Annotated in this window: 10 protein-coding genes; 3 read left to right on the top strand and 7 right to left on the bottom strand. The window is 65.4% G+C overall.

Annotation, left to right across the window (positions count from 1 at the left end):
* Window positions 1–120: 120 nt before the first annotated feature.
* Together XARJCFBP2528_RS08000 and glpK are read left to right on the top strand one after the other, a co-directional pair.
* Window positions 121–939, top strand: a complete 819-nt coding sequence (locus XARJCFBP2528_RS08000) for an MIP/aquaporin family protein (protein ID WP_016904933.1) — start codon at window positions 121–123, stop codon at window positions 937–939.
* A gap of 132 nt (window positions 940–1,071) precedes the next feature.
* The gene (gene glpK, locus XARJCFBP2528_RS07995; protein WP_039517354.1) at window positions 1,072–2,571 is read left to right on the top strand and encodes a glycerol kinase GlpK; all 1,500 of its coding nucleotides are present in this window, start codon (window positions 1,072–1,074) and stop codon (window positions 2,569–2,571) included.
* 135 nt (window positions 2,572–2,706) lie between these two features.
* On the opposite strand, the gene XARJCFBP2528_RS07990 is transcribed toward glpK, so the two are convergent.
* Entirely contained in the window at window positions 2,707–3,219 is a 513-nt protein-coding gene (locus XARJCFBP2528_RS07990; protein WP_016903479.1) for a nuclear transport factor 2 family protein, read from the bottom strand.
* Window positions 3,220–3,475: 256 nt separating this feature from the next.
* Window positions 3,476–4,660: a 4-hydroxybenzoate 3-monooxygenase gene (gene pobA, locus XARJCFBP2528_RS07985; protein WP_016903480.1), complete on the bottom strand. Its 1,185-nt coding sequence runs from the start codon at window positions 4,658–4,660 to the stop codon at window positions 3,476–3,478.
* Between the two features lie 98 nt (window positions 4,661–4,758).
* Here pobA and XARJCFBP2528_RS07980 point away from each other — a divergent pair, with 98 nt between their 5' ends.
* Window positions 4,759–5,655: a helix-turn-helix domain-containing protein gene (locus XARJCFBP2528_RS07980; protein WP_016903481.1), complete on the top strand. Its 897-nt coding sequence runs from the start codon at window positions 4,759–4,761 to the stop codon at window positions 5,653–5,655.
* Window positions 5,656–6,172: 517 nt separating this feature from the next.
* Here XARJCFBP2528_RS07980 and XARJCFBP2528_RS07975 read toward each other — a convergent pair.
* The 5 genes from XARJCFBP2528_RS07975 to XARJCFBP2528_RS07955 form a co-directional block, all read right to left on the bottom strand.
* Complete coding sequence (locus XARJCFBP2528_RS07975; protein ID WP_016903482.1) at window positions 6,173–7,654, bottom strand: benzaldehyde dehydrogenase; 1,482 nt, start codon at window positions 7,652–7,654, stop codon at window positions 6,173–6,175.
* Window positions 7,655–7,682: 28 nt separating this feature from the next.
* A complete protein-coding gene (locus XARJCFBP2528_RS07970) occupies window positions 7,683–8,450 on the bottom strand; it encodes a coniferyl-alcohol dehydrogenase (RefSeq protein WP_016903483.1) in 768 nt (255 codons plus the stop codon).
* Between the two features lie 33 nt (window positions 8,451–8,483).
* Entirely contained in the window at window positions 8,484–9,512 is a 1,029-nt protein-coding gene (locus tag XARJCFBP2528_RS07965) for a SphA family protein (protein ID WP_026064574.1), read from the bottom strand.
* Between the two features lie 121 nt (window positions 9,513–9,633).
* Window positions 9,634–10,110, bottom strand: a complete 477-nt coding sequence (locus XARJCFBP2528_RS07960; RefSeq protein WP_016903485.1) for a MarR family winged helix-turn-helix transcriptional regulator — start codon at window positions 10,108–10,110, stop codon at window positions 9,634–9,636.
* A 578-nt stretch (window positions 10,111–10,688) separates the two neighbouring features.
* Window positions 10,689–11,942, bottom strand: coding sequence for a cyclic di-GMP phosphodiesterase (locus tag XARJCFBP2528_RS07955; protein ID WP_047124684.1), 1,254 nt, complete (start codon window positions 11,940–11,942; stop codon window positions 10,689–10,691).
* Between the last annotated feature and the right edge of the window lie 389 nt (window positions 11,943–12,331).

The raw sequence follows: 12,331 nt of genomic DNA, 5'->3' as shown, positions 1-12,331 counted from the left end.
CAGCATCATCCTGAGTCACGTGGAGGGCACCCTGATGAGCATCACCGAAGACCCCTGCGCGCCAATGCGCGCATCGCACCACCCTGCCTGCGTCATCGCCATCGGCACGAGGACGTGCGCATGAGCCGCCAACTCGTGGGTGAGTTGATTTCCGAAGCGGTGGCGATGTTCATCATCATCGCGCTCGGCGATTCGGTCGCGGCAATGTACGTTCTCTACGACCCCAGCCCGTACCAGAACGCCTACTGGGGCGTGTGCATCGCCTGGGGCCTGGCGGTGACGCTGGCGATCTATGTCACCGGCTCGGTGTCCGGCACACATGCCAACCCGGCGGTGACGCTGGCGCTGGCGCTGTTCCGCGGTTTCTCCTGGAAGAAGGTGCTGCCGTACTGGGGCGCGCAGGTGATCGGCGCATTCCTGGGCGCGGCCATCGTCTACCAGTTGTACGGCCCGGTCATCGACCACTACAACCAGGTGCAGCAACTCACCCGCGAAGCCGGTGGCGCCGCCGGGGTGTTCTTCACCGCACCCGGCCTTGCGGTCACGCCGATGCACGCGCTGGTCGACCAGATCATCATCACCGCGTTCCTGATCTTTGGCATCTTCGCCATCACCGAACAATTCAACGAAGCCGCGCCGACCGCCAACTCCGGCGCGCTGATGATCGGCCTGCTGGTGGCGACGCTGGGCGCGTCGATGGGCTATCTGGAAGCCTGGGCGATGAATCCGGCGCGCGATTTCGGCCCGCGTCTGTTCGCCTACCTTGCCGGCTGGGGCGAGGCCGCGTTGCCTGCCAAGGACAACTACTGGTGGATTCCCATTGTCGGCCCATTGATCGGCGGCCCGATCGGCGCGCTCGCCTACCAGTGGCTGATCCTGCCGTTCCTGCCGGCACGCGTGCGCCATCTGCAGGGCGGCAAACCGCTCGATCCGCGCTGATCGCCCTGCTGCACGACTGACAGCACTGCGCCGCCGCCAGACAGGCTGGGTTTTATCGGCCTTTCGCGCAGCAGCGTGCACTGCCCCCTTTCTCGCCGTGCGCCAGCGCCGGCATTGTTCGAGGAATCTCCGATGGAAAAGCAATACGTCCTTGCGATCGATCAGGGCACCACCAGTTCACGGGCGATGTTGTTCGATCGCAACGGCAAGGTGGCCGGCGTGGCGCAGCGCGAGTTCGGCCAGATCTTTCCGCAGCCGGGCTGGGTGGAACACAACCCGCGCGAGATCATGACCAGCGTCTACACCACGATCACCGAGCTGCTCAACAACGCGCAGATCGATGCGCGCTCGATCGCCGGTATCGGCATCACCAACCAGCGCGAGACCGCGGTGGTGTGGGACAAGGCCACCGGCCAGCCGATCTACAACGCCATCGTCTGGCAATCGCGGCAGACCAAGGACATCTGCACGCAGCTCAAGGAGGCCGGGCACGAACAGATGGTGCGCGACAAGACCGGCCTGCTGATCGATGCGTATTTTTCCGGCACCAAGGTCAAATGGATTCTCGACCACGTCGACGGCGCCCGCGAGCGTGCGCGTAACGGCGAGCTGGCCTTCGGCACCATCGATAGCTGGCTGATCTGGAATCTCACCGGCGGCAAGGTGCATGTCACCGACTACACCAATGCCTCGCGCACGCTGATGTACAACATCCACACGCTGGAGTGGGACGCCGAGCTGCTGGCCATGCTCGACGTGCCGAAGGAAATGCTGCCGGAGGTGCGCTCGTCCAGCGAAATCTACGGCATGACCCAGACCCAGTATTTCTACGGCGAGCAGGTGCCGATCGCCGGGATCGCCGGCGACCAGCAGGCCGCATTGTTCGGCCAGGCCTGCTTCGAACCGGGCATGGCCAAGAACACCTATGGCACCGGCTGCTTTGCGCTGATGAATACCGGCGACAAGGCGGTTGCGTCCAAGGCCGGTCTGTTGACCACGATCGCTTGGGGCATCGACGGCAAGGTCGAATACGCGCTGGAAGGCTCGATCTTCGTCGCCGGCTCGGTCGTGCAATGGCTGCGCGACGGCTTGCGCATGCTCGGCAAGGCCAGCGACTCGCAGGCCTATGCCGAACGTGCCGGCGACAACGACGGGGTCTATCTGGTGCCGGCCTTCGTTGGCCTGGGCGCACCGTATTGGCGCAGCGATATCCGCGGCGCGGTGTTCGGGTTGACCCGCGGCACCACCAAGGAACATTTCGTGCGTGCGGCGGTGGAATCGATGGCCTACCAGACCCGCGACGTGTTGACTGCAATGCAGGCCGATTCGGGCATCGAGCTGAAGGAACTGCGCGCCGACGGTGGCGCAATCGCCAACGACTTCATGGCGCAGTTCCAGAGCGACATGCTCAACGTGCCGGTGCTGCGCCCGGAAGTGGCCGAAACCACCGCGCTTGGCGCGGCCTATCTGGCCGGTCTGGCGACCGGGTTCTGGAGCAGCCGCGAAGAGATCGCCAAACAGTGGGCGGTGGATCGCCGCTTCGAGCCGACCATGGCCGACGACAAGCGCGAACAACTCTATGCCGGCTGGCAGCAGGCGGTGGAAGCGACGATGGGCTTCCGCATCAGCTGACCGCTGCGCTCAAAAGACAACGCCCGCGGTCAGGCGGGCGTTGTCGTTTCCGTCAACCACTTGCATGGTTGCTGACGAGCTGCATGGATCACGCATTGCAGGGCTGCACGCTGCAGCCCTGCAATGCAGCAGCGATTACTGGCCGCCGCTATTGGCGCGGCCGGCAATGGTGTCCGGATCCCAATGCTCCTTGATCAGGCCTTTTTCGATGCGGAACATGTCGAACCAGGTGGTGGTGTAGGTGGTGCCCGGTTTGTTCGGATTGGGCAAGGTGCGTACCGACACCAGCGTGACCAGATCGCCGTCGGCAGTGATGGCCACCAACGGCAGCTGCACGCGCGGCTGCACCGGCGTCGGCTTCACGAAGGCGGTCAGGAAGGCAATGAACGCATCGCGGCCATTGGCCACATTCGGGTTGTGCTGAATGTAGTTCTTGTCCATGTACATCGGCGCATACTGCACCTGGCCGGCTTCGAACACGATGCGCCAAAAATCGTAGACCAGCCGCTTGTTGGCGGTTTCATACCAGGTGGAGCCGAGCAGCATCTTCTGGTGGTTGGGATTTTCAGTCACTGCGGTCTGCGCGAACGCAGCCACCGGCGCCACCAGCATGACCAGCAGCAAGGCGCGGGAGAACAGCTTATTCATGGAAGACTCCTTATGTGGAGACGGGCACTGCGCCGGCTGGGATACCAACACGGTGCACCGTTGATTGGGGGACGACGCGCCTTGGCATACAGGGTTTTTCACGCGTCGCCGCCAGCCTAACGGCCGCGTCCGCTCGCCCGCTAGCCGCCCTGGAGTGCACCAGGGCACCTGCGGTATGGGTGGTAATCAGAAGATAACCACGGCAGTGGGTTTCTCGCGCGTGTACGAGGCATCTCGGCGGCGGCCATCGCTACGCTCAATCCGGCAGCTCCACCAACGGCAACCCCGCATAGTTTTCGGCCAGGGTGGCGCGCCCGGCCTCGCTGCCCAGCAGATAATCCAGCTCTGCGGCATGAATGCGTGCGGTGAATGCGTCCTGGTCGTCGAAGGTATGCAGCAAGGTGGTCATCCACCATGAAAACCGTTCGGCCTTCCATACCCGCTGCAGCGCCAGCGCCGAATATTGTTGCAGCACCGTGGTATCGCCACGCGCGTTCCAGCGCTCGAACAATTGCGCCAGCAAGCCGACATCGGCCAGCGCCAGATTCAGGCCCTTGGCGCCGGTGGGCGGCACGATATGCGCCGCATCGCCGGCCAGGAACAGGCGCCCGTACTGCATGGGTTCGGCGACGAAGCTACGCAACGGCGCAATGCTCTTTTCGATCGATGGCCCGGTGAGCAGTTGCGCAGACAAGGCGTCTGGCAGACGCGCACGCAACTCATCCCAGAACGCCTGATCGCTCCATGCCTCTACCCGCGCATCGGCCGGCACCTGCACGTAATAGCGCGAGCGCGTCGGCGAGCGCATCGAACACAAGGCAAAGCCGCGTGGGTGCTGCGCGTAGATCAACTCGTCGTGGACCGGTGGGGTGTCGGCAAGCACACCAAGCCACCCGAACGGGTACACCCGCTCGAACAGGCGCAGTCGCTCCGGCGGGATGCTGGCGCGGCTGATGCCATGGAAGCCGTCGCAGCCGACGATATAGTCGCAGTCGATACGCAGGCGCTGGCCATCGTGGGTGAATTCCACCGCAGGCGCGTCGCTGTCCACTCCGCACAGCGTCACGTCCTGCGCGCTGTAATACGTTGGCGCAGCGCTGCGCGCGCGGGCCTGCATCAGGTCGGCAGTGACCTCGGTCTGGCCGTAGACGGTGACACTGCGTCCGCAACCGCGCAGCAGATCGATGCGCTCCCGCCGGCCATCCAGCGACAGTTCGAAGCCGTGATGTGGCAAGCCTTCGCGTTGCACGCGTGCGCCAACGCCTGCCCGTTGCAGCAGCGCCACACTGCCCTGTTCCAGCACGCCGGCACGGATACGCCCCAGCACATGTTCCGGGGTCTGCCGCTCGATCACCACGGTATCGATACCGGCCCGCAGCAACAGCTCGCCCAGCAACAGGCCGGAGGGGCCAGCGCCGATGATCGCGATCTGGGTTCGCATGCAATGCTCCTGCCTCAGCCGACGGATGCAGGCCAGTGTGGGTAGCCAAGCACATGCTTTGAAGGGATGATTGCGTGCAGTGCTTGGACTTTTCGACGATGCCCACACGCGCACACGCCACTGCCGCAGCTGCTGCGGTTCCCGCCTTCGGCCTGTATGGCGAGCAGCATGCCGACACGCCCGAGCTATTGCATTGGGAGTCGATTGCCGCACGCAGCCGGCTGCATGACTGGCGCATCGCCCCGCACCGGCACGAAGACCTGGCGCAACTGCTGTACGTGCAACGCGGGCCGGCGACGCTGCAGCTGGATGGCCGCAGCCAGCGCTTGCGTGGCGCAAGCGTGATCTGGCTGCCACCGCTATGCGTGCATGGCTTCAAATTCGATCCACAGGTGCGCGGCCACATCATCACCGTGTGCATGCCATTGGTACGCAATGCCTTGAGTGCCGCGCCGCTGTTGCAGCGTGCACTGACCGTCCCGCAGGTCCTGCATGCACACCATGCACGCGGATTGCTCGATGTGCTGTTCGCCAGCATTGCCGACGATCACGCATACCGACGCATCGGCCACGAGGCCGCATTGCACGCCGCCGCAGCGCAGCTGTTGATCTGGACCGCCCGCACGGCGCTGGAGCACGCACAGGATGCGGCTGCGGTGAGCCCGTACGCCGACCCGGCACTGCGCCATCTGCGTGGTTATCAGGCCTTGATAGACCAGCACTACCGCGCGCACTGGCCGATCTCCCGTTATGCCGAGCAGCTGGGTCTGACTCCGGGCCATCTCAACGCGTTATGCCAGCGACTGGCTGGCGCCTCGGCACTGCAGTTACTGCAGCGCCGGATCATGCTCGAAGCACGCCGCAGCCTGCGCTACACCAGTCTGAGCGTGCAGCAGATCGCCGCCAGCCTTGGATTTTTCGACGCTGCATACTTCAGCCGCTACTTCGCACGCCATGCCGGCTGCTCGCCGACGCAATTCCGCGCTGGCGAATAGGAGTGGCTGACAAAAATTCCTGAAGTGCGAGATCTCGATCGTCTTGAAGGGTGATTGAAAGGTGTGGATGCGTTGGTTGCAGAGCGGCCGGTCTGGAGATTGGCTGCAGGGCCCTTGCCCGCCCACCCTCGCAGGACACGCCGCAAGTACATCCTTGTAGGCTCTTACGCGGCATCCATGCCGCGTAAGGTCCCGCGACGATGGGCGGGCAAGGACCAATTGGGATGGTCGGTCTTTTGCAGCAGTTGCCTACGCATTAGCTCAATCGTAGCGCGGTGGATCTGCGGCTTTGTTGCAGGGCCCTTGCCCGACACGCCGCAAGTACATCCCTGTAGGCTCTTACGCGCCATCCATGCCGCGTAAGGTCCTGCGACGGTGAGCGGGCAAGGACCAGTTGAGATGGTCGGTGGGCAAGGTTAAGAGCGGTGCGCTTGGACACCGCAGATAGATCAGCCCCAAAGCGGCTGATCCACGGCTCGCCTGCAGCCCCGCTGCCCGGTCGGTTGCGCCGCGCCGGTCAGAACGGGTACTGCGGCACTTCGTTCTTGATCGTCAGCCATTGCCAGTGGGTGTACTGCTCCCAATCGGCCGGTCCGCCGAAACTGGTGCCGTTGCCCGACGCGCCGGTCCCGCCGAAGGGATTGATGACTTCATCGGCCACGGTCTGATCGTTGATGTGCAACAGGCCGGTGTGCAGCTTGTCGCCCAGGCGCATCGCGCGCGACACCGACGCCGACAGGATGCCCGCAGCCAGACCGTACTCGCCATGGTTGGCAAGTTCCGCGGCTTCGTCGTCGGTGTCGAACACGGTGATGTTGATCACCGGGCCAAAGACTTCTTCGTCGAATGCACGCATGCCCGGACGCACGTTGGACAGCACCGTCGGTGCATAGAACAGGCCTTGGTTGCTGGCGCCGGCCTCCACCACCGCGCCGGCGGCGACGCTGTCGTCCACGATATCGATCACGCGCTGCAGCTGGCGCTGGTCGATGATCGGGCCCAGTGCCACGGTGCCGCTGACCGGATCGCCGACCGGCAGATGCCTGGCTTTTTCGGCCAGCCGCTGGGTGAATGCATCGGCGATCCCGCGCTGGACCAGCACGCGGCCGGTGGCCATGCAGATCTGTCCCTGATGCATGTAGGCGCCGAATGCCACTGCAGAGGCGGCCTTGTCCAGATCGGCGTCGTCGAGCACGATCACCGCGTTGTTGCCGCCCAACTCCAGCGACACCTTCTTCAAATGCCGGCCAGCAATCTCGCCGATGCGCCGCCCGGCCGCGGTGGAACCTGTGAAGGCAATCATCGGGACATCCGGCGATTCGACCAGCGCCTGCCCGATGGCGGCATCGCCATGCAGTACATGCAGCAGTCCCTTCGGCAGGCCCGCTTCTTCCAGCACCTGGGCGATGACCACGCCACCGGTGTATGGCGTGCGCGGGTCGGGTTTGAGCACCACCGCATTGCCCATCGCCAGTGCCGGGGCGACCGAGCGCAGCGACAGGATCAGCGGAAAATTGAACGGGGAAATCACTGCGATCACGCCCAGCGGCAGATGCCGCGCCAGACTGAGCTGGCCGGCGCCCGTCGGCAGCACCTGGCCGACCGCCTGCAGCGGCAGTGCCGCAGACTGCTGGTAGATCACCACCGACTCATTCACTTCGCGCTGGGCCTTGGGCAGGATGCCGCCGGTTTCGCGCGCGATCAGCAGCGCCGCTTCGGCACTGCGCGCTTCCATCAGCTGCGCGGCACGGTGAAACACCGCAGCGCGCTCGCGCGGCGCAGTGGCTGCCCAGGCACGTTGCGCTTTCTTGGCCAGCGCCACGGCAGCGGCGACATCGGCCAGGTCGGCCTTGCCGACCTCGTGCAGCAGCGTGCCGGTGGCCGGTTCGATGATCTGCACGGTGCCGCCGTTGCCGGGCACCCAGTCGCCATTGAAGATGCAGCCATGCCACGCCGGAGCGGCGCTTGCGGCAATGGCGGTATTGGGGAGAGCGTTCATGGTCTAGCCTCCTGCTGAGGGGGTGGTGTTACAGAGTGGTGGACGCCAGCCCGCCATCGACCGGCAGGGTGATGCCGTTGATCCAGCGCGCCGCATCGGAGGCGAGAAACACGATGGCCTCCGCCACCTCGTCGGCATACGCCGGCCGCGTCATGCGCTTGGCATCTTCCTTGACGCGCTCCTCGCCGAGCATGGTGACGAAATCGCCAAGAATCGGCGTAAACACCGGCCCCGGCGAGACGTTGTTGACGCGCACGCCGTGCTCGGCGAACCAGGGCCGCGACTGCAGCAGGGTCCACACGATCAGCGCTTCCTTGAAGTACTGGTAGCAGGTGTCGTGCGCCACCGGATGCGCCTGCAGCCATGCATGACCAGACGCAAAGCTGTCGGTGGCGGCCAGTTGCTTGTGCAGTTCCAGGCGCTGCGGCCACTCGGCACCCAGGATGGAGGCCACATTGATGATGGAACCGCCGGGCGTCATGCGCGGCAGCAGCGCCTGGCTCAAATGGCGCAGGCCCAGATAGTTGACGCGCGCCACCACCTCCAACGGCGCGGTACCGGGAACCCCAGCCACATTGGCCAGCGCATCGACACGCGCCGGCAAGGCCTGCACCAGCGCATCGATGGATGCCGGATCGCCAAGATCGGCCTGGTGGAACCCGTGCAGCGACATCTGCACCGGCGTGCGATCGACGCCGATCACCGTGGCGCCATGGAAACGGGCCAGACGCGCGACTTCGGCACCGATGCCCGATGCCACGCCGGTGACCACGATCGTCTTGTTCTGCAAATTCATTGCCACTCTCCGAAGAGGCCGGCCGTGCCGGCGCTAGAACACATGGACGTACTGCAGGTTGACGTTGTTGCCGGAGGCAGCGTTCTTGACCTCCACCGGCAGATACAGGTTGGCAAACAGCATGTTGTTGGCATCCATCCGCCACACGCCGCCGGGGCCGGCATAGAACACGCTCTGGCGGGTGTCGGCCACGCGCTGCCCATTGGTTCGGTTGTCGCGGAACTGGGTGAGGTAATAGGCATTCACGCCAAGTCGGATGTCGGGTACCACTTCCCAGGAGGTGGCGAAGTTGATCCAGCCCGCGTCGCCGGCCTGGCCGTTGCGGAACTCGAAGCCCGGCGGCAGGTTCGGGCGCCGCTCGCTGCGAAAGTTGTAGATGTAGTTGATGCGTGCACTGACTTCCCAGTTGGGCGTCGGGAACACCGTGAACGCATATTGCGGCACCAGCGACCAGTAGCCGGCGCCCTGATTGAGGTCGCGGTCGCGGTCGAACTTGCCGATTGGCGCGATCGCATCGATTTCGAAGCGCTGCGAAAACACCGGCCTGCCATTGCGGATCACCGGCAGCATCTGCAGATACGGGCCGAAGGTCAGGTCGCCCACGCCGGCGCCGTTGTCGCGCAAGCTGGCAATGCTGTTGCGCCCGAACGAGGCATCCAGGTTGATCAGCGGCAGCAGCGTGTTGATGCCCACTGCGCCGCCGAAGAGCTTGTACGGGGTGACATAGGCGACCTGGGTCAGCAGCAGCGTGGAATCGATGCGTGGGCGGTCGAACACCGGCACGTCGTCGCCGCGGGAATCCTTGATCGCGTCCAGTGAACTCTGGCGCAGATAGGTGATCACCGCCCAGCCGGGCGTGGTGCGGGTGAAGCCGTCCAGATAGCTGGTGCCGCCGGTATTGATGCCGTTGGTCAGCGTCGTACTCTGCGGCAGGTTCTGTGCGCCGGCCGTGCCGGCAGCAAGCAGCGACAGCATGCCAAACGCTGCGCGGCGCAGTGCCGACGCGCGGGAAGACAACCCAGACAAGACCGATCGATAGCTCACTGCGAACATCTCCAGCATTGGGAGGGACAGCGGGAACTGCGGCGGGACAACGGTCAGGCAGGCGCGATCGACACGCCGGCAACGGCGCGTGCGCAGGTCAACAGGAAAGCTGGCCGTGCGCCTGCACGGCAGCGGCGGATTACGCGGTGTCCAGACGATCCAGCCGGTCGAGTGCGCGCAGCAACGGCGCCTCGCTGCTGCCAAGCACCACGCTGAGCTGCTGTTCCATGCGCAGCACTTCGGCCTCTGCAGCGCTCAGCAGGGTCACGCCGGCGCTGGTCAGCGACAGATGCTGCATGCGTCGGTCCTGGCGTCCCCGCACCTGCCGCAGCAGGCGGCGCTTGACCAGGCGTGCCACCACGATCGCCAGGTTGGGCGCCGACACGTGCAGCACGTCGCCGATCTGGCGCTGGTTGATGCCCGGGTTGCCACCCACCAGCATCAGCAGCGAGAAGTCGACCGGCTTGAGGTCGAACGCAGCCACGCAGTCCTGAAACATCCGCCGCACCAGCAACTCGGTGCGGGTGATGCGGTAGCCCAGCAGCCGCAGCAGGCGTGCCTGATCCACCGTGGTGACGGCATCCGGCAGCGGTACGGCAGTGGCAGTGACGGACATGACGGTTCTCGCAGCGAAGACGACAGGCGGACCGGTGCGCGCAACGCTCACCGCCCGCAACGCCGATCCGCGGCGTGAGCTGCATTGTAGACGCGCGCAGGCATGCCGATGTAGGCGTGGCCGCCAACCGCGTGGCACCGCCATGCAGGCAGGTCGCCACAGGCTGGTGCCAGTCCAGCGCCAGCACTTGGCGGCCGCATGCGGCGGCACACAGGTGTGGGAAGCGACGGTCATCCAGGCACGGCTGCGACATGGGATCCGGGGTCGGCAAGTGATTGCGTTCCGGAATAGTTATGGATCATAACTACATTGCCAAGCTGCAGCGCAGCATGGTCGCGCTCGCCAGGTTGACCAGGCGGGCCGATGGACTTGGCAGGCATGGTGGCAACCGCCTGTGACCGGCACGCCGGGCACAGGTGCGCGCGGCATGCCGGGCCTGGCAGCGTTGGTGGCAATCACGACGGCAAGGCTGCGGCCTTCGCCAGACGACGCCTGCGGACCCAGCCCACTCGCCCGGCGCATCTCCGCGCCAGGTAGGCCGCGTGCACGCGCGCGGCCTGTGGCCAGCGGATTACGGGTTACGGCAACCAGAGCTTCTCGAGATCGCGGAAGCCCCAGTCCGAGGGGCTTTCCATCTGCGCGATGCGGTCCTGGCAGTCCGGGCGCGACAGGTCGATGTCCTGCACCAGCACATGGCTGCGCAGCTTGGCCGAATAGAACACGCGCACCTTGGGCTTGAGCAGCGCATCGGGGGTCTGCTCGATGACCACCGCCAGTTTCTGCGACTCCAGCCGCACCAACGAGCCGACCGGATAAATCCCCAGCCGGCGCACGAAGGCCTGAAACACCACCGGGTCGAAGTGCCCCTGCCACGACGCCATGCGCTTGAGCGATTCGGCCGGATCCCAGCCGCGCTTGTAGGGGCGGTCCGAGCTGATGGCGTCGTACACATCGCACACCGCGCCCATCCGCGACATCAGCGCGATGTTCTCGCCCGCCAAGCGGTTCGGGTAGCCGCTGCCGTCCATCTTCTCGTGGTGGTGCAACGCGATCTCCAGCACCACCGCGTTCTGCACCCCGCCGGCCAGCAGCAGGCGATGACCGTCCAGCGGGTGCTGGCGCATGATCGCCATCTCTTCGTCGGTGAGCTTGCCGGGCTTGTTGAGGATGTCCAGCGGCGTCACCGCCTTGCCCATGTCGTGCAGCAGGCCGCCCATGGCCGCCTCGACCACCTGCCCTTCGGGCAGACCGAGCTGGCGCGCCAGCCCGCTCATCAGGCCGGCCACCGCCATCGAATGCAGATAGGTGTAGTCGTCGGCGGTCTTGAGCCTTGCCACGCTGATCAAGGCCTGCGGATGCCGCAGGACCGAATCGTTGATGGCTTCCACCAGCGGCATCGCCGCCTCGGTGTCGACGGTGCGGCCAAGCCGCACATCGCGGAACATCGCCTCGACCGTATCGCGGCCGTCTTCGAAGATCTTGCGTGCGCGCACCACTTCGGACTCGATGCCGACCTGCGCGGTGACGCTATTGGTCCGCGCGGTACGCGTGGTGGCGGCCGGTTCGGACGGCTCAGGCGCCGGTGGCGCCGGTGGCGCCGGTGGCGGCGGTACCGACGGCTCGGGCTCCTGATCGGGTGCACCCGTTTCCAGATCCAGGCCACGCGCGGTGTCGATCACCAGTTGCTCGATCCGGCTGCTGTGGATCTTGTCCACATCCTCCGAATCGACCAGGAACGAGGTCTTCCAGAACGGATGGTGCACCCACGCGCCCAGCAGCTTGTAGACGTACATGCCGGGGCGGAGTTGATCTGAGTCGATGGTTCTGAGCATGCCGGCGCTGATCTGCAAATGGTCCGCGGAAGAGCCCGCCACGACGATGGAGGGGTCTGTCGGGTTATCGGCAATACGCAGGATTTCTTTGGACCGGTCGGCCTCGCCAGCGCGGCGTGGCGACCGTTGCCTGAGCCGTTCAACGCGCCGGCGGGCATATGCCCGGCCCCGCGCCGCCCCAGGCAGCGGCGGCATGCTGCAGGCCATCCACGGCACGCTGGCGGTCAGCCGCCACAGGCGCGTACACGCGGCCAGCGCTGAAGATCGCGCCGTGACCTGGCGCGCGATCGGACCGGGCAGCCATCAGGTTCAGCGGCTCCGGATGGCGAAGCTCCATGCCACACCCGTGGTGCGGGCATGGCACGCGAATTTCGTGGCAGCGGGTTCGA

It is taken from the genome of Xanthomonas arboricola pv. juglandis (assembly GCF_001013475.1).
Lineage (GTDB): Bacteria > Pseudomonadota > Gammaproteobacteria > Xanthomonadales > Xanthomonadaceae > Xanthomonas > Xanthomonas arboricola.
The sequence above is the reverse complement of the archived record's forward strand: the minus strand, read 5'-3'. Positions and strand labels throughout refer to the sequence as shown.

Bases quoted from the DNA above. Each gene is read 5' to 3' on its own strand.
- XARJCFBP2528_RS07965 (WP_026064574.1), bottom strand. From the start codon at position 9,512: ATGCTGGAGATGTTCGCAGTGAGCTATCGATCGGTCTTGTCTGGGTTG.
- pobA (WP_016903480.1), bottom strand. From the start codon at position 4,660: ATGCGAACCCAGATCGCGATCATCGGCGCTGGCCCCTCCGGCCTGTTG.
- XARJCFBP2528_RS08000 (WP_016904933.1), top strand. From the start codon at position 121: ATGAGCCGCCAACTCGTGGGTGAGTTGATTTCCGAAGCGGTGGCGATG.
- XARJCFBP2528_RS07960 (WP_016903485.1), bottom strand. From the start codon at position 10,110: ATGTCCGTCACTGCCACTGCCGTACCGCTGCCGGATGCCGTCACCACG.
- XARJCFBP2528_RS07975 (WP_016903482.1), bottom strand. From the start codon at position 7,654: ATGAACGCTCTCCCCAATACCGCCATTGCCGCAAGCGCCGCTCCGGCG.
- XARJCFBP2528_RS07980 (WP_016903481.1), top strand. From the start codon at position 4,759: ATGCCCACACGCGCACACGCCACTGCCGCAGCTGCTGCGGTTCCCGCC.
- XARJCFBP2528_RS07970 (WP_016903483.1), bottom strand. From the start codon at position 8,450: ATGAATTTGCAGAACAAGACGATCGTGGTCACCGGCGTGGCATCGGGC.
- XARJCFBP2528_RS07990 (WP_016903479.1), bottom strand. From the start codon at position 3,219: ATGAATAAGCTGTTCTCCCGCGCCTTGCTGCTGGTCATGCTGGTGGCG.
- glpK (WP_039517354.1), top strand. From the start codon at position 1,072: ATGGAAAAGCAATACGTCCTTGCGATCGATCAGGGCACCACCAGTTCA.
- XARJCFBP2528_RS07955 (WP_047124684.1), bottom strand. From the start codon at position 11,942: ATGCTCAGAACCATCGACTCAGATCAACTCCGCCCCGGCATGTACGTC.